This is a genomic window from Mycolicibacterium wolinskyi, from assembly GCF_002101965.1.
GTDB classification, from domain to species: domain Bacteria; phylum Actinomycetota; class Actinomycetes; order Mycobacteriales; family Mycobacteriaceae; genus Mycobacterium; species Mycobacterium wolinskyi.
Window position 1 is genome coordinate 126,193 of the sequence record NZ_LQQA01000012.1, and the last position, 22,460, is coordinate 148,652.

Sequence of the window (22,460 nt, forward strand, 5' to 3'; positions counted from 1 at the left end):
ACCTCGGACCACCACGCGAGTGCTTGCGAATCTTGTTTTGGCTGTCGCGTAAGCGGTGGGTTGCAACTGACACTTCGAGTCGAGATCCAAGCTATGCAAAGGAAGCCCGAATGACCCTCCTCGATGAGCGGCCCTCACTGGCACCCGACGTTGCGGCTGAACCGGCTCCGCCTTCACTCGCCAAGTCCGCGGCGCCAACACCGCCGGAGAATGCGCCGACTGGGCCGGCCAAGGGAGAGGCCGATCGAGCAGCCGAGAAGCTGCTGATGCTTCGGCGTGCCCGCAAGAGCGCGGTCGCCGTGACCGTGTTCATCGCGTGCGGGTCGTTCGGTCTGTCGTTCTACTCGCTGTGGGACATGGCCTCCCAGCTCGCCTGGCCTTGGTATATCGCGTGGCTGTGGCCACTGATCGTCGACGGGATGATCATCGTCGCCACGATGTCTCTGGTCGCGTTCGGTGGATACACCGGGCAGAAGGCCAACGTGGTCTATTCGTGGTGCGTCCTGGGGTTCGGAGCAGTGGTCAGTATGGGGGCCAACTTCGTTCATCCGTTGTTGCCTCACCTGATGGGCCAGGCGCAGGGGCCTGTGTCGGCGGGGTTGTGGCTGGGGGCGGGCATGTCCTGCATCCCACCGATCGCGCTGCTGGCATGCACCCATCTGCTGGCGCGGCTGTGGGCGTTCAGCCCCGAGGATGAGGAGTTCGCGATGGCGGTGGCCGTTGCTGACACGGTCGGGGTGAGTTCAGCCAGCGGAGTGGCGGAGTTGTCGCGCGCGGTGGCGGCGCGGATTCAGGCTGGCGGCAAGCTGACCAGCTATCCGGAGGATGATGTCGCGGAGATTGTTCGGCTGCTGTTCCAGTCCGAACCGCCGTTGAAGCTGCGCGAGATCGGCAGGATGGTCGACCGGCACCATGACGTGGTGGGCAGGGTGCGCGACGAGGTCTCTGCCCTGCTCGGGGTGGGTATGGCCGCAGAGGCGGCCGGCTGACCAAGGACCTGGCGGAGCAGGGGCACGAGACGGCGGGATGCCCGCCACTGCATCGCCAATGGCTATCGCGCGCAACATCTGACGAGATCTTGCGCGCGATACGTTTTTCGGGTGTGGAGTCAGGCCGAGGGGTGTTTGGAAGTTCGTGGTCGACGGCTGTCGCATAACTGGCAAACGCTTCATAGCGTTCACACCAATAGAACTGCGGCGGCTGGCGCCCCCGAATGAAAGGACGTGGTCTACGGTGACGATTCCGTTTGACCAAATCTTGGCGGACTCCGTTTTCCATGTCACCAAGTTGGTGGGCGCCGCTGGCAACCTGTTCGGCGCCGGGGGCCCACCGCAGCATCCTGCCCCGTCGCCGACGATCGACGGCGGGGGAGGAAGCGGCTCAGACCCGACCTATCCGCTGCCCCCGGGCCATGACCCGATTGGAACTCCTGCGCCGCCAGCTGCAGCGCCGCCGCCCGCCACCGGGCCGCCGCCGACCCCTGGGCCGCAGAACGGTGGCCTTCCAGGTGGGGCGAACCAGGCTGGCAGCGACTACGGCACGGGTACTGCGGGTGTGTCGGCGATCGACGAGAAGCTGGCGGCCAAGCTCAAGGAGATCTTCGCGGCCAACCAGGCGTCGTATGACCGGGTGATGGCCATCCTCAAGGAGATCGAGGACAAAAAGACCCAGATGGGGCCGGAGGCGTTGAACAACCCGGCCGGGTTGTTGACGTTCCAGAAGTTCCTCGACGAGAAGCTCGCGGAGGTCCAGAAGATCCTCGCGGATGCACACGTCGATTCGGCCACCCAGGCGCAGATCCTCAAGGAGCTGGGCGACGAGTACCGCACGACCGGGCCGAAGGGCGACGAGCACGACGAGGCCGGCGGCAGAGGCGGCGAGGGCGGCAGTTCTGGCGGCGGCGGGGGTGACGGTGGCGGCACTGGTGGCACGGGTGGCGGGCCCGCGGCGGTCGGCGGCGGCCCGGTGGCGGGCGGCGGCGAGCCTTTGGAGGATCCGCTGGCGGGCCTGGGACCGCTGGGCGGCGGGACGATGGATCCGCTGTCGGCGATGGGTCCGGCGTTGGCGGGGTTGGGATCGTTGCCGCAGATGATGTCGGGCATGGGTGGGGGAGGCCTGCCGATCGGCGATCTCGGCTCCATGCTCGGGTCGTTGGGCGGTGGGCTGGCGGGGATGGCTAAGGACGGTTTCAACGACAAGCCGGCCGAGGAGGCTCCGAAGTCGCCTGAGGACGGGTTCAAAGACGAGGAAGGCAAGAAGCCCGAGGGACCCGAAGATGAGTTCAAGGACGACAAACCGCAGCCGCCGCCACAGCCGACCCCAGCTGATCCGCTTGCCGGCGACCCGAAGGCCAAGAACGAAACCGCACCGGAAGCCGCTGCACCGGAAGCCGGTAAGGCCGAGCCAGGGGAGTCCGACCTGACAGTCAAGGCGGGCGACGAGGTGTTCACCGCTCCCGACCCGACCACGAAAGCGGTCATGGATGACGTGATCAACAAGGGCATGGGCGTGACCGCGGCCTATGCCGCGCACAACATCCAGTTGCCGCCGCCGGGCACCGCGGTGACCGCACCGGTCGATCCGAACATGATGAAGGGCGGCGAGCTAGGCTACTTCGACGCCCAGGAGCCGATCCTGGCGCTCGGGAACCGGAAAATCTGGCTGGATGGGCAGGTGCAGCCACTTAGTGCACTCGGCAGCCGTACAGACTTTCTAGGCTGGACACAGGCGCCGGGCGCATCCGCGCGATCCACCGGTGTCGGAGCCGTGTAGGAGAACGACGATGCACCCTGAAGCAACGACCACCGAGCAAACCTACGTGGAATACTCGCGCGACGGAGCGCTGATGGTCGAGCTCGACGCCAACGAGGTGCCGCGTGTGCAGATCGAGCCCGAAGTCAACGCCACCTGGACGGCCGAAGAGCTGTCCGAGCGCGTCCTGCACTTGTACAAGGTGGCGTTGATGCGGGTGCGGTGTGACTCTCTGGCGGCGATGAACGAGCGCGGCGCCAACATCGCCCCGGGCACAGCCGCCTACCCGATGGCCTCAGAGATCGACGAATACCGACGCCGCAACATCAATTTCTGATGCGGCATAACCTGAAAACCGTGGTTACGGTGGGGAAATGCAGCCAATAATCATGGCAGGAGGAAACCGATGAGCAGGTCGCTCAACCTCGATCCAGACGAGTGGAACAACCACGCCGCGTGGTGGGATTCCGAAGCAGACGCCGCCCGTCAGCGGTTGCACGTCGACGACGCCACGCTCACCGAAGCCAAGGGCGCGTTCGGCAAGCTGGGCTCGTCCTCGATCGGGCAGGAGTACGCCGCAGCACTCAAGGCCCGCAGTGAGGCCGGCGAGCGGTTCGGCGCCTTCGCGGCCGGTGTGGCCTCGCACATTCGCCGTGACCTGCAAAGCTACGGCGACACCGAGGACGCCAACCGCAAGGCGCTGTCGACCTAGATTGGCCAACGTATGGGGGAAAACGTCGATATCGATCCGGACGGGGTGCGCGGTGCCGGCGCGGTTCTCAGCGCGGCACCCACCGCCCCGTCCGGCGCGACGGTCACGCCGCCGGCCGCGGACGCGACCTCGGTACAGGTCACCACCCAGCTGGCCACGCTGATGGGCAGCTTGGACATCGACACGACATCGTCGAACGTTCGGACCGCCGACGCGTCGACGCGACTGAACACGACCGCGACCACCTACGAAGAGCAGGAGGCCGATTCCTCGCGCAGCCTGTCCTACAGCGACACGGCCACCTCGACGTCCCCGATCTCGGTCAACACGCCGACGTCCGCGGCCCCAGACATCCCTGGCCCGCCGGCGGTACCGGCGCCGGCCGGCGTCATCCCCACCACCGGCCACCAGATCGCCCAACTCATCCACGGCGGCCCGGGCGCCGACAGCCTCGACCAGGCCGCGACCGCCCTCGAGAATCGGGCCACCGCGCTCGACAACGCGGCCAGCACCGTGCAATCGGCGCGCACCGACACCACCAACAGCTGGTCGTCGACCGCCGCAGACCAGGCAGACACCCACATCTCGCGCCTGCAAACCCGCTACACCGAACACGCCCAACAGGCACGTTCACTAGCCTCCTACGCGCGCACACAAGCCGCAAACTTCCGCCAAGCCAAAGCCTCCATTCCCGCACCGGAAGTATTCAGCGACCTGGAGCGCCGCCTACACGCGGCCAACGTCGCCAACGCCCAGCCCGGCACCATGGGCCGCTATTCGGCCACCATCACCGAGCTGCAACTCAAGCTCGCCGAAACCAACGAGAAAGCCACCCGCGGATTCGCCGAGTACACCGCGGCCGCCAACACCGGCCCGATGGGCACGCTGCAACCACCCACAACCCAGCCTGGCCGACCTCCTGGCGCACCAAACACGACCACCGACGGCACAGACCCCGCCGAACTGCCCGGAACCGACACAGACACCGCTGATCCACTGTCGGCGGCAGATCCGCTGTCTGACCCCGCGCTGGACGGCGCGACCGACACCGCATCCGAAATGATGAAAACCGTCCTGCCGGCCGTCCTCGGCGGCGTATCCGGCGCCCTCGGCGGAGTACTCGGCGCAGTCAGCGGAGCGGGCCAGAAACTGCAGGAGGTCGGCAACCAAGCGGTCCAAGGTGTCACGCAAGGCGCCAGCGCGTTGACATCGGCCATGTCCGCCGCGGCACCCGAGCTGGGCGGCGGAGACGAACTATCCAGCGGCACACCTGATTTTGGTGGCTTCGATGGCGGGGGCGGCGGCGGGGGAATGCCCGGCGGCACCGAACCGGCATCCTCCCCGGCGGGCCCGCTGACAGCACCGGCCACCACCGCAAGCACGTCGGCACCGATCGCCGCGGCACCGGTGACGGTGAGCGCACCGTCACCGGCCGGCCCACCGATCGGCGGCGCGCCGATGGGTGGCGGCATGATGCCGCCGATGATGGGTGCACCGATGGGCGGCCGCGGCGGCAGCTCAGAAGACGACCGCCGCCTCTACCCGGAGCGCCGGCTACACATCGAGGAGCAGCCGAACACCGAACCCGTCAAGGGCCGCCGCGAGGCGCGCAGTGTCAAACAGTCTGAGGGGGACAAGAAATGACGCAGCTGTCCGACGACGAGTACGTAGCGCGCGTCGAAGACGGGATCGCGCACTGGCGCGCCCGCAACCGCGCCTGGATGGACGCGTGCGAGAAGATCGCCCTCGACCAGGTCCACCCCGACGTGACAGTCCGGTTCGACGAGAACGGCGACCTGACAGTGTTCGAGGTCGACGACGACGCCCTGCACAAGTACACCAACACCGAGCTCGAACAGATCATGACCGACGCCCTACGCCAGACCCGCGCGCGGTTCGCCGAGCAGGTCCGCAACCTCTACGCCGAATATCTCTCACCGGGCGACCCGCGGTTCAAACCCGACGTGCTCGGCGTGCCCTACGTCGAGCTACCCGACTGACGCATTCCAGGGGTCCAGACACGCGCAACGGCGCCTTTCACGGCACGCAAACACGTAAGCCTGGACGATGCCGCAACGGTCAACAAGGTGGGACAAGTAATCCGACTGTTAGTACGATGGCTGTATGCCCAAGGAGAAAGTGTCCGTCACCTTGGACGGCTCGGTGCTGGCAGCCGCGGATAGCGATGCAAAGGCCGCCGGACTCAATCGATCGGAGCTGTTCGAACAAGCACTACGTCACGAGCATCTTCGAATTGCACTGCAGAACTACACAACTCAGACAGTGCCCGCGTTAAACATCGACGACTACGCAGAGCAGATTTATCAAGCAAACCAAGCCGCTGGCCTGTGATAAGACCAGGAGACATCGTGCCGCGCCGCGATGCCAACAACGACATGTTCATAATCGTGCTGTCGAACCCCATTCACCTGGCTGCCGAAACAGGCAGGTTGATCACCTGCCCCTTCATCCCCGGTGAAATCCCCAACGCCACAATGGCAATGGTCGTCCCAGTACGGGATCCGAACGGCGTCGCACTCCCCGAGCTCGTCCAATGGCTCCCGGCCGCTGCCCTCGACGAACCGATCGGCAACGTCGGCCCGACAGCACTGCACGAGACAACCACGTTGGTGACCGCTCTCATCTCCTAAACCCGCGCAAGCGACCAGTTCCCCACAACTCCAACATATTTGACACTCACTCCAACCCGCGCGCTCGGCGCACCGCCTCCTGCAACTGGACGGCCTGACGCGCCGCCTCTTCGGTCCGCTTGCGGGCTGCAGTGCGCGCGACCTCCATCGCTACCTCGCGCGCGGCGGCACGGCCATCGCCGCCACCATCTGGACCATTCGGCGGCGTGAGATCGGTGACCTGTCGGGCAATCCTCGCGGCGGCCGCGGTGCGTTCCTCGGCCTCGCGCGCTTCGTCGACGGCGGCCGGCCGATCGTCGAGGTTCTCCGCGCCGTGCCAGGCCAGAATCGCGCCCAGTAACCCGATGGGCTTGTGCGGTGCGTCGGGGATTCGGCGTCCGGTGATGCCGAGCCAGTCTGTGATGAGCTGGTTGAGGTCACGTGCCGTCCAGCCGTGCCGAGCAGGTGCGGCTAGCATCGCAGCCCAAGCATCCGCCGAGTAGCGTCTGCACCACGGTGGAGCGCCAGGATGGGCCCGCCAGGACCCTGCCAGGGCCGAACCGTCCCTGTCTGGGCATCTGCGGCGCTCCGCGCCGCGACCACGGGCGCCGGCAGGCGTCCGCCTGGTGGTAGTGAGTTCTCGTAAAAGCAAGCTTTTACAAGTAAAAAGAGACCCTACGAGGTGGGGTGACAGCTTGTTAATAGCTCGGGCTAACCAGGCACTATCGTGAAGCACCCACACCGATGCCCAGCCGCGACCGCGGTCACCTACCCGCCACGACGCCAACCGCTCAACCAGGGTCCGTTGCCGACCGCGCAGAACCTCGGTGGCCACCGACAACAACCGCAGCGCCTCATTGGCCCGCTGCACCTGGCGCACCGAAAACCCCGTTGCTGCGGCCAGCTGATCGTTAGTAGGCCGGCAGTTCCGGCCGGTGTCGTGATCGGCGTAGCGGGCCCGGGCCGCCGCGATCGCCAGCAGTGCGGGCTTGCTGATGCCGCCGTTGACCATCTGCGGCCGAATCTCGTCATAGTGCAGGTCATAGGCGATCGCCACGGTGAAGTGCACCCAGCGGGCCGCCTTGCCGGTCCAGCAGGGCACGCCCTTGTGGACGTCTTCGGGCAGCTCCAGGTAGACGAGCTCACCGTCCAGCCACACATGGCCGCGCGGGACCGGTCTACGGGCAGCGCGACGTCGACGCTGCGAGGTGGGGCGCGGCCGGGTGCGGATCACACCGCGGCGACGTTTCGTGCGGCTGGAACCCTGGTACGGGCGCCGAAGCCGTTCGGCCACACCGGATGGCCGAGAAGGCTGCTGAGAGCACGGCTGCGCGTCCTCTGGACCTTGTCGGAGACGTGCGCTACCGTGAGATCTGTCCAGCAAGACAGTCCCTTCGGGGATAGGTGCGCGAGTCGCCTACGAGAAGTACCGAGCCGCCAAACTCGGCACTTCGCACTCGCAACGAACGTTTACCCTCGGCCCGCCAGCCGGGGGTGTTCGTCGTTTATGGGTAGCTCTCGCGCGCTATTCAGATGTGCTGGGGCAGCGGGGAATTCACCCGCACCTTCTATGCGCTGATCTGCAACACCTCCTGGTTCAATTCGCGGGCGAGTTCGGGCATCCCGGCCCACACTGCGAGGACGTCACTCATGTACTGGGACATGGAGCTGACGCCAGCCTCGATGCGCATTTCTTCCAGCTTTCGGTAAACGCGGTCGACCGGACGCACTGGAATTTTGTGACGGTTGCCTTTGTGCGGCTGTGGCATGAGTGTGACCTTGTCATCGCTAAGCGGATGCCGATTCGAGACACGCCGAAGACAGCGCCGAATCAGCACGAAAGTACCTACAGATCAACGTGATTCGTGAATGAGCGTGATCCACCCATGACCTGATTCAGAGGCCGGCCACTACGGCATCGAACTCCGGATCCGACCGCCGGCCGCAGTACCGCCAACTCACCCACGCATGATTTGCCTGGCGCACGAAGCCATCGGTGGCATGCTTGCCGACGCCCGGCCCGGTGACCCGGCTGATGATGCCGGCGGCCTCCAACTCGACAAGAAGCGGATGAATCAGACCGGGCAGCGGCGGCACGGCCACGGTATGGACTCCGTCGCGGCAGTCGAGGACCGCGCCATAACGATGCTCAGCGAAGGCCTGAGCCCATGAGCAGCTCGCGTCGACGAGCCGCACCGTGTGCCACGGGATCCCACACCGAGCAGCCAACTGCATCGTCGATAGGGGCCGGCAGGCTTCACGGAGTTCAGAGGCCAGCTGATCACGAACAGCCAATGTGGCAACGCCAGTATTCATCACCATCGAGTTGCAAGTCCTTCCCGATTATCGCGTAATGCGTTATTAATCAACCAATTTCGTGTCAGTGGTAGTGGAGGACGTGACTCGCCCCATATGACGACGTCATCTGAGCACCAGGCCGTTGACGCTCCCCATCGAAAGGCTGCGCCAGCCGCGTGATTGCTCATGCGGCGTTGTCCTCGTTGGACTTCCCGTGGCGGTACCTGCTGCCAGCGGTGCTGGTCTTGTGCGGGTTTCCATCGGGCGCGTTTTGCGTCGCCCCGCAACTCGGGGAGGACGTGGCTGTGACGCTGGCAGCGAGTGCGGCCAGGTTGGCAGCGGCGTTGCGGTCACGGTCGATGCTGACCGAGCATGACTCGCAGTGGTAGATCCGTTGGGAGAGGCTCAGTTTGGCTTTCACTGTGCTGCAGTTGGAGCAGGTTTTAGAGCTTGGGTAGAAGCGGTTGGCGACGACAAGCGTGCCGCCGTGATCGTTGGTTTTGTAGGTGAGTTGCCGGCGGAGTTCGCCCCATCCAGCTCCTCCGATTCTGCGTGCGATCCGGTGGTTGGTGAGCATTCCGGCGACGTTGAGATCCTCGATGACGATTGTCTCGAAGTGCTCGGTCAAGGCGGTAGTGAGTTTGTGCAGGCCATCTGCACGGGCGTTGGCGATACGAGCGTGGAGCCGGTATATCTCGGCCTGGGTGTGAAGCCAGCGTGCTGAGGGTGTCGTCCCGGTTCGTTTGTCGCGGCCGCGTCGGCGTGAGGCCTGGCGTTGAAGCCGACGCAGCTGCTTCTGTGCGTTCTCCAGGTGGTTGGGGTTGGCGACCATGCCGTGTTCATCGGAGACACCGGGGACCGGTGTGGAGAGGACGGCGAGGTGGGTAATGCCGAGATCCACACCAACCACCGCACCGGCCTGACCGCTGCTATGGCGCCGTCTGTGGGCGGTGGCCAGTTCGACACTGAATGCCACGTGCCAGCGACTGCGCTCAAAGCTGACGGTGGCCGACCTTATCCGCGCGGCTCCTGTCTCGACGCGGCGGGCAAGCTTGCGTGTCGACTCATGAGTCCGGATGACGCCGATTTTCGGCAGCCTAATGTGCCGGCGATCGCGCTCGACGAGGCCCAACCCGCCGGTCGTGAAGCGGCAGGATGGGCGGGCCCGTTTGGTCTTGAATCTGGGAAACCGTACGGCGCGGCCGCGGCGTTGGCCCGCGCGGGACGTGGACCAGTTGGATAGGGCGGCGGCGAGGTTGGCGATGCCGTTGGCGTAGGCCTCTTTGGAGTTCTCCGACCACCACGGTGCGACATCACCCTTAATTTGGTTCCACTGGTTGCGCAGCGAGTAGAACGACCAGTTGAGCGCCGGAGTCAACTCGGTCTCTGGGATGTCGTAGGTGCGTTCAGCAGTGCGTTGGTCGAGGTTGGCCTTCACGAGGGCGAGCATGTGGTTGTAAGCGAATCGTGCTGCGCCGCAGTGCGATCGCAACCGTTGTTCCTGAGCCGGGGTCGGATCGAGCGCAAACCGATATGCACGCAGCACGGTCGGTGCGGCGTCGATTACAGGCGTTGCCGGTGCACTCATGCCCGGTATTTCCGCGACCAGGTGCTGACGGCCCAGCGCAGTGAGTCGTCGGACAGCGAGTCACCGATGTAGGCGTGGACCTGTGAATCATCCTCGCGCGCGGCGTGGTTCACGGAGCGTCGGTAGAGCCGGTAGGCGTAGGCGAGAAGTGTTCCGGCCGCGAGAACGGTGATCAACGGCGGTAGGAGCCACTCGGCCGCGACACCAACGAGCAGGACCAGGTTGATCTTCCACCTGGTGGCCACGGAGGCCTGTTCCCAGGTTCTGCGTGCTCGCTGCAGGATCCACTGGCCGAAGCTCGGGGTCATGATGCGGCCTGAACGGTGATCGGCTGGGGTCGGGGCGCTCGGGTGAGTTGGCTGATCGCGGTGTCGAACAGGCCGACAGCGCGTTCGTGGTCTGAGTTGTCGTTGTAGTCAGTGAGTGTGGCGTTCGGTGGCAGGGCTTCGCGGAGTGCGCGTTGCAGCCAGGCGAACGGCACGCTCATTTCGTGGTCGAGCCAGGCTTGTTTGGTGCACATGTAGATGTCGTTGCGGCGCGGGTGCCAGTGGTGGTCGGCGATGTCGCGGGCGGCCTGGAGCACCTGGATGAGCGGACGTACTTGGGGTCGCCGATCGGGTACGGCTGCGACGATGTGTGGAGCTGTTTGGGGCGCGGCTGCGGCCTTAGCGGCGCGGGCGGCCGCCGCTGCGGCCTTAGCGTCGGCCACGTTTTTCGCCGAGATAGTGCGGGCGGCGTCGAGGCATACGGCGAGATCCTCGGCCGCACCGGTGACGGTTTGGCGGGGCACCGTGACAGTGCCGGCATGGTCGACGTCGACGATCCAGCCGCGGTACCGCACACGTGTCACCGCACCGCTGTTGAAGGGGCGCACATCGACGCCGTTCCCTGTTTCTTGCGCTGTATTCATATTGCCTCCAATACTTTTGGCGCACTAAACGCATCAGTGATGGTGGAGTGCGCCAGGGGCGTGAGGGTGCGCGCGATCGCGTCGACGACGAGGCGGGGCGCGTCGTGCAGGAGCATGTGGCCGCCGGCGGCTGCGTGCAGGTGAACCGCGCCGGGGATGCCTGCGACCAGGTCGTGGGCGTGCGAGACCGGTGTGACGGTGTCGGTGCCGCCACTGACCACCACGGTGGTGGCCACGATGGTGGCGAGTTCGTTGTACCGGTCGTAGGTCTGCAGGCTGGGCAGGAAGCCGACAGCGGTGGCCAGCGGTGCGCGTTGCACGGCGTCGGCCGCGGTGTCGACGAACGCGGCCCGTTCCGCGCTGCCGAGGCCGGCGAGTCGGCTGAATGTTCGGCAGGCCGGCCGGATGAGTGTTCGTACGGTGTGGTCGGCGCCGCGGTGCGGGGCGTGGTCGACGATGGTGCCGAGCATCCCGACAGCGGGGAGGCTGAGGAGTCGGCCGATGCCGCGCTGCGCGAGTCGGCCGGCTGCGGTGGCCACCAGGACGAGACCAGCGGGCGTGACGGGGCGCCGCTGGTGCGCGAGCGTGAGGTAGGTGAGGGCGGTCATGCCGCCCATGCTGTGGCCGGCCAGTGTGACGGGCCCGGTGACGCCGAGTGCGGTGAGTACCTGGCCGAGGTCGTCGGCGAGCTGCTCGATGCTGTAGGTGCGCAGTGGTGCGGCCGCGGATCGGCCGTGGCCGCGGTAGTCGAAGCTGATGATTCGCACGTCTGGCCGGGCGTGCCGCAGGAGGCGGATCTGGATGCTCCAGCTGATCTGTGAGAGACAGAAGCCGTGCAGGAGCACGACGGTGTGCAGGGTCGGTTCCGAGCTCGGGTAATCGCACACTGCGAGCGCGGTTCCGTCTGCGGTGATCACTTGCCGTTCGATAACGCGCGGTATGGCAGCTACGTCACTGGTCCTGCCGGCTGCGGTGGCCATGATCTGTCACAACCGGGCTCAGGACGCTGCGGCTAACGAGGAGGGCCGGCGGACGCCTGCTTGCGGGGAGCGTTTCGTAAAGTCTTTTGGCTTGTCGAGTTTCGGGCCTTTGGTGCGGTTGTAAGTGTTGACGATGACCAGGGCCGCGAGCTTCGCGTTGCTGCCGCGTTCGTATTCGCGGAGCGCGACGGCTTTGGCTTTGAACTGCCTTGGTGAGACGTCGACCATCGCGTCTGCGAGGCGCTCGACGTTGATTGTCTTGCCGTAGTGCCACAGCACCAGTGCTGTTCCATGCACGAGGGGCGAGTCAAAGGCCTCGACCTCGACACCCCAGACCTCGGTGATCAAGCCGAGTGTCTCGCGCAGGAGCGGCTGGCCACCGAGCTTGAGGACTTTCTCGCAGGTCGAGACGCATCGGACGGAGCCGTTGGTCGGAGAATCCTCGACGCGCAGGCCGGCGTCCTCGACGACAGATTCGACGGCGAGAACGGTCGGGTCGCCGGCGCCGCGACGAGCGTTCCAGCGGTCCCACCCGGTGAGGCGGGTTCGTTTGGCGTCGATCTCGTAGAACAGGTGCGCCTCGTCACGCGCGGTGAGTCCGGTGTGAATGTTGGCTACCAGTACGGCTTTTGGGTCGCGCAGTTTGGCGGCGGCGTAGCGGTGCTGGCCGTCGACGATCGCGTAGCGCGGTTGTTGGTCGGATCCGCGGTCGGAGACCTCGATGACACCGATCAGCGGTGGTTCCCAGGATTCGGCAAGGCGCCGGGCCCGGGGCAGGTCCAGGGGCCGCTGGTAGCTGTGGTCGACGAACAGTTCGGTGACAGCGAGCGCGGCGATGTAGGGCGCGGGTCGGGTAGTGGACGTGGTGCTCATGGCGTGGTTTCTCCTTGGCGCGGTTGGTTGACACGCAGGCCGAAGTCACCGGCCAGAAACTGGGGGATTGGCTTGCCGAGGAATTCGGCGACAGAGATGACGGCGGTGTTGATTTCGACGCTGGCAAGGCTCAACAGCAGATCGCGTTTGAGGGTGGAGGGCAGGCGATCCCAGCAGGTATCGCAGGGATGGCGTGGGTCTGATACGGCGGTTCCGCATCCGCCTGTGCAGGTGTGGTGGAGGTTGGTGTCCACGGTGCTGCTGTCTGCTCTTCAGGCGGCGGTGGCGGTGGCTGATCGTCGCCGGCGATGTGCGGTCGCTGCCGGTAGTTCGGGCGCGGGCGCGTGGCCCAACTCGATCGGGCGCCGCTGCTCGAACTGGTCGAGGAGTTGCGCGTAGATCTTTTCGAGTGCTGCGGCCTTGTCGCCCGGGAAAACGACTCCACCCCACACACCGTGGGTTGCTCTGGAAGCGACCGCGTTGTAGCCGCACCGGCCGATAAACGGGCAGGTCTTGCAGATCCGCGCAGCGCGTTCACGGCTGCGGTCGTTGGAGAACCATGGATCGTTGCCGGGGCCCGGCTTGGTGGCCGTGCATGGCCGAGGCTCCGTGGTTTCGAAAAGCCTCGTGGCCGGCACCTGGCCGAAGTCATCGGCGAGTCGGGCCGTGGGCAGGTGGCTGTCCGTCATGGTTCCCTCGATTCCGTTTGACGTCTCAACATGGCCCGGTATCAACCGGTATATACCGGGAACATTACCAGAGATACCGGTATCAAGCGGTATTTATCGGATGGAAGCTCCATGAGGTTTCTGCATCGCGAACGGCGGAAACGCAGGTTTTCCCAGCTTAATCACCTTCGGCAAGTAAACCGGGAGCGCAGATACGACTTTCGCATTGAGCGGTATTTTTCCCAGTTTCCGCGACTGGGCGGCATGGAATACCGGTCATCTACCGGAGAATCGTCGGTAGATACCGGTCTATCAGGCATGATGTGTGGATCATGTCCTGGGAGAAGCTGGCCGTAGAGCTGCGGAGTCGACGTCGCGCGCTCAACCTCACCCAGGCCGAAGTGCATGAACGAGGCGGACCCGCTGTCGAGACACTCAGGAAGCTTGAGAACAATCGCTACGGTCGACTGAGTCAACGCATGCGCGCCGCGCTCGAGATTGCTCTTCAATGGGAGCCGGGCAGTATCGACGAGACCCTGCGAGGGGGGCGGCCCACCGAGGCGACCAACGCGCGAACGGTTGAGCCCACATCTACTAACGCGGAAGGGCCGCCGGCAGCATCTGGCGACCGCTTTGCGCTCGCGCGCCAGGTGCTGGCGATGAAGTCAACGTTCTCCAAACACCGCGATCAGATCGAGCCTGGGGCACGCGCAGATCTCATTAACGAGGTGACGCGATCGGCACGAGAAGCGGAACAGGCAATCATCGCGTTGTTGCCGTGGCTCGACGACTCGGAACGAGGTGAGGCAATCTCATTGCTCGCAGAGTTGAGGGCCGAGGTCTGAGCTAGTCCCGACCACTCCGGCGGTCGGCGAGTTTGATCACCTGCGCCAGCGGCCTATTGACAGTTTTTGACGTGGGTCTCTTCAAGGAGTGTTTCGTCGACGGGCGTGTAATGGTCGGATGCTGGATGTGTGCGTCGAGTTCCGCGGATACCTGCGCGTCGAGTCGGTCCGCCTCCGCATCAGCTAGTTCGGCGAGCCTCATCAAGTCTTCGTCGAGTTGGTCGAGCAGATCTTGATCGGCCTCGTTGGCATCATTCGAGTAGTTCTCGTCATAGGGCATGCGACAAGGAGAACGCCGGCTGTGCAGTTGTGCGCTATATCCAACGCGGAAATCTGGTGGTTGAGAGTTTTGCCGTCGCGTATGTCGGTGCTGTGATTGATAATCCGAAGCATGTTGGACGGATGGTGGCAGGAGCAGGTTGCCGGCGGTGATGCCCGGCCGCTGCCTGCTGTCTACGATCCGGACCTTCCCGACCGGGCAGGTTCCGAGCCCGAGCAGCGTCAGCACCACGCGGTGGCCTCGCCTCGCAACGAGTGGGAGCAATGGTGGCTCTACGCGCGGGGTGCCGCGCGTAGGTTCGCACAAGGCATCAGTCCGCCTGAGATTGAGGTGTTCGGGCCCGTTCTCGCGGCGGATGAGTTCGGTCTGCTGCAGGCCGATTTGTCGTACAGCCGGTTGTACGCGGCCGGTGATGGGCGCTATCAGAAGACCGGCATGTTGGTGGTGGGCCGGCCGGCGGTGATGGTTGGCGCGTTGGCGGTGAGTGCAGCGGTCAACCATCGTCGGAAAGTGGCGGCTCGTCGAGATGCCGAACAGCGGTGGCGTGACCACCAGCAAATTCAGGTGACGATGACGAACCATCGGCTACTGTGCAACACGCTCGATGCCGGCTTTGAGAGTTACTACTACGGCGGTATCACTGAGTTCTACCCGGATCTCGACGCTTGGCAGCTGACGCTGGCGTTTGATGGCCAGGTCGCGCCGTTGCGCCTGGCGGGCCCGGCGGTGCCGGCGTTGTGTTTGTGGACGGCAACGGCAGTGCTGGGTGATCGGTGGTCGAGAGACAGCCGTCTGGCAAAGCTCCTCGCCTGAGATATTGGCGCTGCTTGACTGCTGTGAGCGGCAGAAGTCGGCGGTAGCATCGGCCTATGGCGTCATCCATGCATATGTCAGCTCCGGACACGCTCGGTGGTCTTGCTGCTGCGGCGGCCGCGCGAGGGGCCACAGCGGGTGCTGGGCTTCCGGCGCTCCCGTTCGGCACATACATCGCTCCGTACACCGCGGAGTTGGAGTTGCTCTTGGCCTCGGCGTCGGCGAATTTGGCAGCAAAGGTGGCGTTCGGGTCGGTTACCTCGGCGGCGAGCGTGACCTCGGTGGAAACGACCGAGCAACTCAGCACGGGCGTTCTAACGACGTAGCGAGAGAGGCTTCTGGAGGGGGCAGACTATGACCACGACATCGCCGTGGGCACCGCAGACCGGCGCAGCTCCGGTTCAAGGCGCGGCCGATCAGCGGCCGCTGCCGCCACCGCCTCCTACCCAGAGTGTTCCGCCGCAACCACCGGCAGCACCGCCGCCTCCCGTCGAGCGGCCGGGACGTCGCCCGAGCCTGTGGCTAGTAGTGCTGGCGATGGCGATCCTGATGGTCGTCGCTGTGGCTGCCACGGCGGCGATCACCTACGCGATCACCCGGAACAGCGCCGTGGCCGAGCCTCCTCCAGTTCCACCCGCCGCGACTCCCAGTGAGCCCCAGTTCACCGCAGCCGAGCAAAACGCAGCTAAGTCAAAACTGTGCGGTGTTTTCGACAGGACAGCTCGTGGCCAGCGAGGCCTGGGCGGCGTTCTGGTAAATGGGGAAGTCAACGTGCCACTCGTCTTGCGAACGGTGAATAGCGTTGTCGCCGTTCAAAACACCCTGACTCTTGCATTACCAGATGAACTGAGCCGCGCTGCGCACAGTTACATCGATTCATCGCTCGAACTGACCGCGGCTGCGACCGGAACCGGGAGCGTCGATGAGGTCAACCGGCTGACGACTGAATCGAACGATGCAACGTACGCACTGGCCGATGCGTGCGGGCTGCGCTGATGGCAGCCGTAACTCCGAAGCCGACGCCACCTACTCCGGATGCTGTTGCTCCTAAACAGTATTCGGGAGTGGCGCAGGAGCAGATGGGCCAGCTACTCAAGCGGTTCATTGCCGCTAAGCCTTCGAAGCCCGACTCTTTCGTGCCGGGATGCGGGATGGCGCAGGGCGGCGACGTTCAGCTCCAACCCGGTTTGTATACAGCGTCTTTGGTAGGCCCGGACGTGTGGCCGACTGAGTCGGAGACTGAGCTCGCTGCGGCCGCTGACCAGCTCGCGCAGCTCGCCAGCGAGCACACGACGGCATCGGCTGAGGCGAAAAACCAATCAGATCAGGTTTTTTCAAATAGTTGGACCGCGGGTGACGGGGCGGAAGCTGCGCAGGCACATTACTGGAGTGAGCACCAGGCTCACGAGCATCTGATTGACGTTCTCACCACAGGCTCGGCCGGCATGCGTCGACTGGGGGAGGACGTAGGTCGTACCAAGCGGCTCATCAGGGAAGCGCACGACAACGCACACCGCGAGATCGAGGCCGTGCTGAAGTCGAACAACGTGGTAGCAGGCATCGCGGCCGTCGCACCAATCCTCACGACCTACCGGACTCAGATCAACGCGCACGCAGCCGAATTACGAGGCTTCGTCACGACTGAAACACAAAGCCTCACGAACAAGTTCGGAGCTCCAGAGGCTCCCCCGAAGGGCGACGGCGGATTTGGAACCGATCCGTCCAGCGGCGGCGACCATCACCCCAGTAAACCCGACTCGCCAGGCGACTACGGCAAGGAGCTGAGCAGCGGCGGGGGTAGCGGGCACAGTACGAGCGGTGCTTCTGGCTCTCCTTCGTCGTTCGGCAAAGACCTATCGACTCCAAGCCTTCTGCCAACGCAACCAGCTTCGCCAGCGTCTCCGAAGATGCCGTCGTTGCCGTCAGCACCGTCTGCGCCTGGTGGTGGCGCTTCACCGTTGAGTGGTGCGGCTAGCGGCGGCATGGGCCCGATGTCGGGGTTGCTTGGTGGGGCGAATCCGGCTGGGATGGCGAGCAATGTGGGGAGCCCGGCGTCTTCTGTGCAGGGGCAGTCGTCGCAAGCTATGCGGGCCGCATTCGGCGGTGATTTCGGTCGAGGTCTAGCTGCGGCGTCGAATGCCGCGGGGGCGATGCCTGTTGCACCGCCGGCTGCTCAGCCTGTTCCTCAGACTCCGGCGTCTCCGTTGGCCGCGCCGATGGGTTCTGCTTCGCCGGCGGCTGCGCCTGCGACGATGAGTGCTCCTGCGGCGCCGGCTGTGTCGTCGGCTCCGGTGGCTGCTGGTGGCCCGATGGGTGTTCCGCCTGGTGCGCAGATGACGTCGTATGGGTCTGTGTTGCCGCCTGCTGCGGGTGCTGGTGCGCCGGCGATGGGTGGTGGTGCGGTGCCGCCTCCACCGCCGGGTGCGGTGCCTCCGCCTCCTGCGGGTGCTCCAGGCGCCACTGGGCTCCTACCTGTGGGTGGCGGCAGTGGTGGCGGCGGCCGGGTGGGTCGCGACATTTCGATGACGGATCTGGAGAGTGCGCGCAAGGTGGTCGCGGATCTCGCGGCGGCGTCGAGTGCGGTGTGTCCGGGTCTGGAGTGGGCCGTGGGTGTGGCGCGCGGTGTTTCGGGTCAGCCTGAGTTGTGGATTGCGACGAACGAGGGTGCGGGTTATGTGCCGGCCGGGGTGTTTGTGCCGCGGTCGATGCCGTTGGCGGCGCGGTTTGATTCGACGTTTGATGCTCGGTGGTTTGGGTGGTTCAATCCGGCTGAGACGGTGTTGAGGGCGATCCAGGCTCGCGGTGATGCGGTGTCTGCGGTGGCGACGAGTTTCATGTCTCGGTCGGATTTGGTTGATGAGAGTGTCGCGGATGTGGCGGTCGGTGTGCCGGCTGTTGGTGGTCCGGATGAGGCTGAGGCGTCGCAGTTGTTGCGGAGTCGGTCGCATCGGTTGGAAACAGTTGCGCCAGGTCTGTATTTGGATTTGACGAGTGGCGATCCGGGTGCGGTGGATGCGTATGTGCGTCATGTGACTGGGCAGGCGGTGTTCAATTGCGGGCCGGAGTTGTCGCCGGCGGCTCAGGCGGTGGGGAGGGCTGTGGTGGCGGGCCGGTGGCCGGCGCCTGGGGAGTGGTCGGTGCTGCGTGATGAGTACTCGTCGGCGCGGTTGATGGCGGGTTCGCAGCGGCCGGGTGTGATCGGTATTGAGGATCCGCAGCAGTTGGTGGCGTATCAGCGTGATTTCGCCGAGTGTCGGCGGCTGGAAGTGCTGATCTGTTGGGAGAGTGGGACTCCGGCGGATGTGGTGTATGCGGCGTGGTGTGCTGGTGTGCCTACTCCGTCGTTCGCTCCGGTCAACGTGTAGTCGTGTGTTGACGTAGCCGCGCACGGTGCGGACGGCTGCGGTGTTTGCATGCTCCGCTGACAGGACGTGGCAAAGGCTGCGAGATAGTGGGCTTGCGATGCTGGTCGAGTTGACCTCTAGATCCGGGAGTCGCGGGAGATGGTCATTGGGTATTTCTGGTCGCCGCCGATGTTGTACACCAGGTGGCGAATTCGATCTGGATTTTGGAATCCTTCTTTGATGAGCATTTCGGCCAGTTCGCCTGGGGTGCCGCCTTCGTAGCCGTAGGTGATGCCGTGGAGTTCGAGGATGTTGGCGGCGTCGTCGACGAACTTGACCATTTTCTCGCCGTCGCCGGATTCGTTTTCGTATGTGAGGATGGCGTGGTTCCAGGCGAGGAACTGGGGGCGTACGCGGTTGTAGAAGCGCCAGGAGGCCCAGGTGTCGGTGACGGCACCGCGATTGGTCAGCATCACGAGACACATTTTACGGACGGGTTCGCCAGCAAGGGATTTCGTGGCGGCGTGGGCGTGTTCCAGAGCTGGCGAGAAATAGTAGCGGGCGCTAGTTTTCCGGTGGGGCATGAGTGAGGCCCCGGCGACGAGGGGTTTCGCCGGGGCCTCGGTGCTGCGGCAAAGGGGACTAGCCGCTGCACGTTCTGAAACTATGTGCAGATTCGGTGTTGCACAACAGTGAAGGCAAAGCAGTTTGGATGTAGCCGGAGCGACCTCGGTCGGGAGATGGTGAGGCCATGATGGACAGCAGTGGTGCTGGTGCAGAGTCGTTCGGGCCGGGGCTTGGCGGCGAGGCGGATAAGGCGTTGCGGGTACTGGTCGACGCGGTGGCAACAACGTATTTGGGGCAACTTGCTGACTATCCACCGGACACGGTGATCGCTGAACAGTTGTGTGAGCGCGCGGATTTGGTGGACGTCGCTGAGCAGACGGGCTGTTCGACGGTCGGCGAGTTGAGTCAGTACCTGCTGCTGATGGCTGTCCGGCCTGTGACGGTGTCCGGGTTGGGTGATGATGCGTTGGGCCAGGTGACCGCGATGTTCTCGGCCGTGGTTGCGGGCATGGGCGATGGCCACGAGTTCGGCGATGCGGCTCGGGCAGCCTACGAGAGCATCGCGATCGCAAGCGCAGAACGCGACCTGTCGGGTTCGGGATAGGACTCGCACAGGGCGGCTGGCGTTCGCGGTTGGGGTGAGGGTCCGCGACGTCTTCACGACTAGTTATCTTGCGCGATATCTCATGAGATTTGACGTTCCTCCCCTCGGCTGAAAGCCGGTGGATTCCAACCTGTTTAGATGGGTTGGAGCAGTAATTCCTCGCGGTTTCCTGCTGGTTCCTGCGTCGACGTCACCCCAACACCCGCAGGTGTCGTGGCTTCTCGGCAGGCGGTGACCGCAAGCCCCGCGGCCAGGATGTTCTTGGCGGCGTTCACGTCCGCGTGCTCGGCGGGCCGTGAGCATGACGTGCACCGAAATACCGCTTGGCTCTCACGAGATTTCGGGTCCACATGCCCACACGCCGAACACCGTTGTGAGGTGAACGCTGCCGGGACTTTGATCACCTGTGTCCCGGTGTAGCGGGCCACTGATGTCAACGCTTGCTCGAACCGATACCACCCTTTCGACAGCACAGCTCTGTTCAGTCCTGATTTGGCCGACCCGCCGTTGGGCAGGAACTGACCGGGGTTGTCGGGGTCTTCGACGGGCTTGGCCCGTCGAGTCATCTGGTTGGTCTTGAGGCTTTCCATAACCACTATCGCGTTGGTGTGGGCCAACCGGTGAGCGGTCTGAGCGCAGAAGTCCGCGCGACGGTGCCGCTCACGAGCTCGCAACCTCGCCAGTTCCGCGCGGATCTTGGAGCGGTTGGCCGCCCCTTTGGCGCGTGACAGTCTGCGAGCCAACACCGCCGCCCGAAGACGCTCACCAGCAGTAACGAATTCACGATCGGCGAGCTCACCGTCGCTGGTGGACACGGCCACCGCCACCCCACGGTCCACCCCCACCGCGGTACCCGGCAACGCATGTTCATTCGGCGTACTCACCCCGTCGTCGACCCGGAACGACACGAACCAATGCCGGCCCTCACGGCTGAGGGTGGCCGAGCGGATGGTTTCACCACTCATGTTGCGGGTCTGCCGGAATTTCACCCACCCGAGCTTGGGCAGCTTCACCCGAGAATGTCGGCGGTTGAGTTTCTCCACCGCCATCTTGGAGCCTTCGGGGAACCGGAACGACGGCGCCCACCGCCGCGCCGACCGCCACCGCACCCGGAAGGTGCCGTGCTCGCGGCAGGCCCGATCCAGGTCCATCAGTGTCTGCTGCAAACAATGCCCCGGAACATCTTTCAACCACGAATGCTCGACTTTTGCCTCAGCCAACTCACGAGCCTGCGGCTGGTAGTTCATCCATGCCCCACGCCGCCGGTACTCGCGGCGCTGCTCCAGGCCGGTGTTCCACACCGCTCGACACGCCGCCCCGATCCGCTCGGCGAACTCAGCCTGTTCGTCGGTGAACTCCACCCGAAACCGCCGACCCGTGAGCATGATTCAGCGGTCCTTCTGCGTCTCGACATAGCGTTTGATCACCGACAACGGCGCACCCCCAACGGTGGCCACGAAATACGAGTTCGTCCACAACGACGGCAACCGCGACCGCAGCCACGGGAACTCCTCGCGCAGCACCCGCGACGAGCGGCCCTTGATGGCCTTCACCAGCTTGTGCACCCCGAACTGGGGATCCACCTCCACCAGTAGGTGAACGTGGTCCGGCATGGTCTCCACCTCGATCAACTGCCCGCTACTGGGTTGCTTCTGCCAGCGCCTCGGCGATGCTCAGCCGCTGCCGCTCGAAGCCGGCGGGAACGAGCCAGTCAGTGAGCAGAGGATTGACCGCGGCGCATGCGTCGGTGGCCATGTCCCAACCGCCAGTGTGGCGCAGGGAGGCTGCGGTAGCGCGGACCCAGGGCATGGCGCCGGCGTTACCGGCGGGCGAGGCGGTGTAGAGCAGGGCGGCCAGTGGCCGGCACGCCATGTTGGACCACAGTGCGACGGCGACGCTGTGCGAGCAGGCGCTGTTGAGGAGCTGGGCCGCGGTGTCGAGGGCCTCGGTGGGTGTGGCGATGGCCAAGGTCGGGTCTGGCTGCGGTGAGCGGCGGAAGCGGCGCCAGATGCGGTCGACGACTGTGTGTTTCATGATTTCCCCCCGGATTCTCGATGAAATGTCGGTCACGCTCATTGACTCAGAGCGCGGCGGGTTATGCGACAGCCGTCGGCAAGTAGTTCCGAGCAGGTTGTTTTGGGTGTGGTTGGGGGTTTGGGGTGGTGGTTAGTTTTGGTGGGTGAGTGGCGGGTCGGTTGGTGCGTATGTGGCGCAGGTCGATCGTGTGTTGTCTGCTGGGGTGGGGTTGTTTCCCGAGTTCGGTGGGGGTTCGGGTCGGGTTGATGGTGGTGGGCCGGTGGTGCCGGGGGCGCCGTCTGGTGGTCGGTTGCAGACCGGTGTGGAGGGTGCGGCGGGCAGTTATCGGCAGGGCTGGACGGGTGTGTCGGGCTTGGATGCCGACACCAACACCGCTGCCGCTGATGGTCGTTCTGCTGGTGAGCAGGGTCGTGGTGGCGCCTCAGGGGTGCGGGATTCGGCGCGGTCGCAGGCCGCGGCGATCGCGCCGGCGACCGGGACGCCGGCGGGTTCGCGGTTGATGGTGTCGACGATGGATGAGCGCCTGGCCGCGATGCAGCAGCAGATCGATACCACTAAGG

28 protein-coding genes and 2 pseudogenes are annotated in these 22,460 nt (G+C 64.9%); 14 read left to right on the forward strand and 16 right to left on the reverse strand.

Annotation, left to right across the window (positions count from 1 at the left end):
* The first annotated feature begins 110 nt into the window (after positions 1–110).
* The 8 genes from AWC31_RS11870 (at position 111) to AWC31_RS11905 (ending at position 6,114) form a co-directional block, all read left to right on the forward strand.
* Positions 111–989 carry a DUF2637 domain-containing protein gene (locus tag AWC31_RS11870; protein ID WP_085144450.1) on the forward strand — a complete coding sequence of 293 codons (879 nt, stop codon included), beginning with the start codon at positions 111–113 and terminating at the stop codon, positions 987–989.
* Between the two features lie 244 nt (positions 990–1,233).
* Entirely contained in the window at positions 1,234–2,772 is a 1,539-nt protein-coding gene (locus AWC31_RS11875; protein ID WP_110775042.1) for a DUF4226 domain-containing protein, read from the forward strand.
* Between the two features lie 10 nt (positions 2,773–2,782).
* Positions 2,783–3,088 carry a hypothetical protein gene (locus AWC31_RS11880; RefSeq protein WP_085144452.1) on the forward strand — a complete coding sequence of 102 codons (306 nt, stop codon included), beginning with the start codon at positions 2,783–2,785 and terminating at the stop codon, positions 3,086–3,088.
* A gap of 69 nt (positions 3,089–3,157) precedes the next feature.
* The gene (locus AWC31_RS11885; RefSeq protein ID WP_085144453.1) at positions 3,158–3,463 is read left to right on the forward strand and encodes a hypothetical protein; all 306 of its coding nucleotides are present in this window, start codon (positions 3,158–3,160) and stop codon (positions 3,461–3,463) included.
* Positions 3,464–3,475: 12 nt separating this feature from the next.
* Positions 3,476–5,107, forward strand: coding sequence for a WXG100 family type VII secretion target (locus AWC31_RS11890; protein ID WP_085144454.1), 1,632 nt, complete (start codon positions 3,476–3,478; stop codon positions 5,105–5,107).
* Positions 5,104–5,463, forward strand: a complete 360-nt coding sequence (locus AWC31_RS11895) for a type I secretion protein TolC (RefSeq protein WP_085144455.1) — start codon at positions 5,104–5,106, stop codon at positions 5,461–5,463. Before AWC31_RS11890 ends, AWC31_RS11895 begins: the two co-directional genes overlap by 4 nt.
* 124 nt (positions 5,464–5,587) lie before the next feature.
* Positions 5,588–5,815, forward strand: coding sequence for a ribbon-helix-helix protein, CopG family (locus AWC31_RS11900; RefSeq protein WP_085144456.1), 228 nt, complete (start codon positions 5,588–5,590; stop codon positions 5,813–5,815).
* A gap of 17 nt (positions 5,816–5,832) precedes the next feature.
* Positions 5,833–6,114 carry a toxin gene (locus AWC31_RS11905; RefSeq protein WP_234816825.1) on the forward strand — a complete coding sequence of 94 codons (282 nt, stop codon included), beginning with the start codon at positions 5,833–5,835 and terminating at the stop codon, positions 6,112–6,114.
* Between the two features lie 46 nt (positions 6,115–6,160).
* Here the strand turns inward: AWC31_RS11905 and AWC31_RS11910 are convergent, their stop codons facing one another.
* The 10 genes from AWC31_RS11910 to AWC31_RS11955 form a co-directional block, all read right to left on the reverse strand.
* Positions 6,161–7,252, reverse strand: a complete 1,092-nt coding sequence (locus AWC31_RS11910) for a helix-turn-helix domain-containing protein (protein WP_207626342.1) — start codon at positions 7,250–7,252, stop codon at positions 6,161–6,163.
* A gap of 409 nt (positions 7,253–7,661) precedes the next feature.
* Positions 7,662–7,862, reverse strand: coding sequence for a hypothetical protein (locus tag AWC31_RS37130; RefSeq protein WP_085144459.1), 201 nt, complete (start codon positions 7,860–7,862; stop codon positions 7,662–7,664).
* Positions 7,863–7,989: 127 nt separating this feature from the next.
* Positions 7,990–8,289: a hypothetical protein gene (locus tag AWC31_RS11920; protein WP_133060152.1), complete on the reverse strand. Its 300-nt coding sequence runs from the start codon at positions 8,287–8,289 to the stop codon at positions 7,990–7,992.
* A 286-nt stretch (positions 8,290–8,575) separates the two neighbouring features.
* Entirely contained in the window at positions 8,576–9,979 is a 1,404-nt protein-coding gene (gene tnpB / locus AWC31_RS11925) for an IS607 family element RNA-guided endonuclease TnpB (protein ID WP_207626343.1), read from the reverse strand.
* Positions 9,976–10,287 (reverse strand): hypothetical protein, encoded by a 312-nt coding sequence (locus AWC31_RS11930; protein WP_085144461.1) that lies wholly within the window; start codon positions 10,285–10,287, stop codon positions 9,976–9,978. Before AWC31_RS11930 ends, tnpB begins: the two co-directional genes overlap by 4 nt.
* Positions 10,284–10,889 (reverse strand): hypothetical protein, encoded by a 606-nt coding sequence (locus AWC31_RS11935; protein ID WP_133060153.1) that lies wholly within the window; start codon positions 10,887–10,889, stop codon positions 10,284–10,286. The genes AWC31_RS11930 and AWC31_RS11935 overlap by 4 nt, the downstream gene beginning before the upstream one ends.
* Complete coding sequence (locus AWC31_RS11940; protein ID WP_165765949.1) at positions 10,886–11,806, reverse strand: alpha/beta fold hydrolase; 921 nt, start codon at positions 11,804–11,806, stop codon at positions 10,886–10,888. The genes AWC31_RS11935 and AWC31_RS11940 overlap by 4 nt, the downstream gene beginning before the upstream one ends.
* An 81-nt stretch (positions 11,807–11,887) precedes the next feature.
* A complete protein-coding gene (locus tag AWC31_RS11945; RefSeq protein ID WP_085144464.1) occupies positions 11,888–12,742 on the reverse strand; it encodes a DUF6551 family protein in 855 nt (284 codons plus the stop codon).
* A complete protein-coding gene (locus tag AWC31_RS11950) occupies positions 12,739–12,996 on the reverse strand; it encodes a hypothetical protein (protein WP_085144465.1) in 258 nt (85 codons plus the stop codon). The genes AWC31_RS11945 and AWC31_RS11950 overlap by 4 nt, the downstream gene beginning before the upstream one ends.
* A gap of 18 nt (positions 12,997–13,014) precedes the next feature.
* Complete coding sequence (locus AWC31_RS11955; protein WP_085144466.1) at positions 13,015–13,431, reverse strand: WhiB family transcriptional regulator; 417 nt, start codon at positions 13,429–13,431, stop codon at positions 13,015–13,017.
* A gap of 311 nt (positions 13,432–13,742) precedes the next feature.
* Here AWC31_RS11955 and AWC31_RS11960 point away from each other — a divergent pair, with 311 nt between their 5' ends.
* Complete coding sequence (locus tag AWC31_RS11960; protein ID WP_085144491.1) at positions 13,743–14,255, forward strand: helix-turn-helix domain-containing protein; 513 nt, start codon at positions 13,743–13,745, stop codon at positions 14,253–14,255.
* A gap of 1 nt (position 14,256) precedes the next feature.
* On the opposite strand, the gene AWC31_RS11965 is transcribed toward AWC31_RS11960, so the two are convergent.
* A complete protein-coding gene (locus AWC31_RS11965; protein WP_085144467.1) occupies positions 14,257–14,535 on the reverse strand; it encodes a hypothetical protein in 279 nt (92 codons plus the stop codon).
* A gap of 111 nt (positions 14,536–14,646) precedes the next feature.
* Here AWC31_RS11965 and AWC31_RS11970 point away from each other — a divergent pair, with 111 nt between their 5' ends.
* Both AWC31_RS11970 and AWC31_RS37135 read left to right on the forward strand, forming a co-directional pair.
* Entirely contained in the window at positions 14,647–15,348 is a 702-nt protein-coding gene (locus AWC31_RS11970) for a hypothetical protein (RefSeq protein ID WP_234816826.1), read from the forward strand.
* 537 nt (positions 15,349–15,885) lie between these two features.
* Positions 15,886–16,344, forward strand: coding sequence for an Rv2240c family protein (locus AWC31_RS37135; protein WP_165765950.1), 459 nt, complete (start codon positions 15,886–15,888; stop codon positions 16,342–16,344).
* Positions 16,345–17,533: 1,189 nt separating this feature from the next.
* On the opposite strand, the gene AWC31_RS37375 is transcribed toward AWC31_RS37135, so the two are convergent.
* Positions 17,534–17,809, reverse strand: coding sequence for a hypothetical protein (locus AWC31_RS37375; RefSeq protein ID WP_165765943.1), 276 nt, complete (start codon positions 17,807–17,809; stop codon positions 17,534–17,536).
* Between the two features lie 244 nt (positions 17,810–18,053).
* On the opposite strand from AWC31_RS37375, the gene AWC31_RS11985 reads away from it, so the two are divergent.
* Positions 18,054–18,713, forward strand: a complete 660-nt coding sequence (locus AWC31_RS11985) for a chemotaxis protein (RefSeq protein ID WP_234816827.1) — start codon at positions 18,054–18,056, stop codon at positions 18,711–18,713.
* Positions 18,714–18,829: 116 nt separating this feature from the next.
* Here AWC31_RS11985 and AWC31_RS11990 read toward each other — a convergent pair whose 3' ends face one another.
* A complete protein-coding gene (locus AWC31_RS11990; protein ID WP_133057893.1) occupies positions 18,830–19,168 on the reverse strand; it encodes a hypothetical protein in 339 nt (112 codons plus the stop codon).
* A gap of 275 nt (positions 19,169–19,443) precedes the next feature.
* Here AWC31_RS11990 and AWC31_RS11995 point away from each other — a divergent pair, with 275 nt between their 5' ends.
* Positions 19,444–19,863, forward strand: coding sequence for a hypothetical protein (locus tag AWC31_RS11995; protein WP_085144470.1), 420 nt, complete (start codon positions 19,444–19,446; stop codon positions 19,861–19,863).
* A gap of 134 nt (positions 19,864–19,997) precedes the next feature.
* Here the strand turns inward: AWC31_RS11995 and AWC31_RS12000 are convergent, their stop codons facing one another.
* From AWC31_RS12000 to AWC31_RS12010, 3 genes and pseudogenes are all read right to left on the reverse strand, one after another.
* Positions 19,998–21,248, reverse strand: a complete 1,251-nt coding sequence (locus tag AWC31_RS12000; protein WP_085144471.1) for an RNA-guided endonuclease InsQ/TnpB family protein — start codon at positions 21,246–21,248, stop codon at positions 19,998–20,000.
* 3 nt (positions 21,249–21,251) lie between these two features.
* Positions 21,252–21,494 (reverse strand): annotated as a pseudogene (gene tnpA, locus AWC31_RS12005) (IS200/IS605 family transposase); the annotation flags it as partial.
* Positions 21,495–21,501: 7 nt separating this feature from the next.
* Positions 21,502–21,897: a hypothetical protein gene (locus tag AWC31_RS12010; protein WP_085144472.1), complete on the reverse strand. Its 396-nt coding sequence runs from the start codon at positions 21,895–21,897 to the stop codon at positions 21,502–21,504.
* 292 nt (positions 21,898–22,189) lie between these two features.
* Here AWC31_RS12010 and AWC31_RS12015 point away from each other — a divergent pair.
* A pseudogene (locus tag AWC31_RS12015) lies at positions 22,190–22,460 on the forward strand (NlpC/P60 family protein); the annotation flags it as partial.

Bases quoted from the DNA above. Each gene is read 5' to 3' on its own strand.
- AWC31_RS11945 (WP_085144464.1), bottom strand. From the start codon at position 12,742: ATGAGCACCACGTCCACTACCCGACCCGCGCCCTACATCGCCGCGCTC.
- AWC31_RS11880 (WP_085144452.1), top strand. From the start codon at position 2,783: ATGCACCCTGAAGCAACGACCACCGAGCAAACCTACGTGGAATACTCG.
- AWC31_RS11930 (WP_085144461.1), bottom strand. From the start codon at position 10,287: ATGACCCCGAGCTTCGGCCAGTGGATCCTGCAGCGAGCACGCAGAACC.
- AWC31_RS11890 (WP_085144454.1), top strand. From the start codon at position 3,476: ATGGGGGAAAACGTCGATATCGATCCGGACGGGGTGCGCGGTGCCGGC.
- AWC31_RS37130 (WP_085144459.1), bottom strand. From the start codon at position 7,862: ATGCCACAGCCGCACAAAGGCAACCGTCACAAAATTCCAGTGCGTCCG.
- AWC31_RS12010 (WP_085144472.1), bottom strand. From the start codon at position 21,897: ATGAAACACACAGTCGTCGACCGCATCTGGCGCCGCTTCCGCCGCTCA.
- AWC31_RS11970 (WP_234816826.1), top strand. From the start codon at position 14,647: ATGTTGGACGGATGGTGGCAGGAGCAGGTTGCCGGCGGTGATGCCCGG.
- AWC31_RS11885 (WP_085144453.1), top strand. From the start codon at position 3,158: ATGAGCAGGTCGCTCAACCTCGATCCAGACGAGTGGAACAACCACGCC.
- AWC31_RS11895 (WP_085144455.1), top strand. From the start codon at position 5,104: ATGACGCAGCTGTCCGACGACGAGTACGTAGCGCGCGTCGAAGACGGG.
- AWC31_RS11900 (WP_085144456.1), top strand. From the start codon at position 5,588: ATGCCCAAGGAGAAAGTGTCCGTCACCTTGGACGGCTCGGTGCTGGCA.
- AWC31_RS11935 (WP_133060153.1), bottom strand. From the start codon at position 10,889: ATGAATACAGCGCAAGAAACAGGGAACGGCGTCGATGTGCGCCCCTTC.
- AWC31_RS12000 (WP_085144471.1), bottom strand. From the start codon at position 21,248: ATGCTCACGGGTCGGCGGTTTCGGGTGGAGTTCACCGACGAACAGGCT.
- tnpB (WP_207626343.1), bottom strand. From the start codon at position 9,979: ATGAGTGCACCGGCAACGCCTGTAATCGACGCCGCACCGACCGTGCTG.
- AWC31_RS11965 (WP_085144467.1), bottom strand. From the start codon at position 14,535: ATGCCCTATGACGAGAACTACTCGAATGATGCCAACGAGGCCGATCAA.
- AWC31_RS11955 (WP_085144466.1), bottom strand. From the start codon at position 13,431: ATGACGGACAGCCACCTGCCCACGGCCCGACTCGCCGATGACTTCGGC.
- AWC31_RS11870 (WP_085144450.1), top strand. From the start codon at position 111: ATGACCCTCCTCGATGAGCGGCCCTCACTGGCACCCGACGTTGCGGCT.
- AWC31_RS11995 (WP_085144470.1), top strand. From the start codon at position 19,444: ATGATGGACAGCAGTGGTGCTGGTGCAGAGTCGTTCGGGCCGGGGCTT.
- AWC31_RS37135 (WP_165765950.1), top strand. From the start codon at position 15,886: ATGGCGATCCTGATGGTCGTCGCTGTGGCTGCCACGGCGGCGATCACC.
- AWC31_RS11960 (WP_085144491.1), top strand. From the start codon at position 13,743: ATGTCCTGGGAGAAGCTGGCCGTAGAGCTGCGGAGTCGACGTCGCGCG.
- AWC31_RS11985 (WP_234816827.1), top strand. From the start codon at position 18,054: ATGCCGTTGGCGGCGCGGTTTGATTCGACGTTTGATGCTCGGTGGTTT.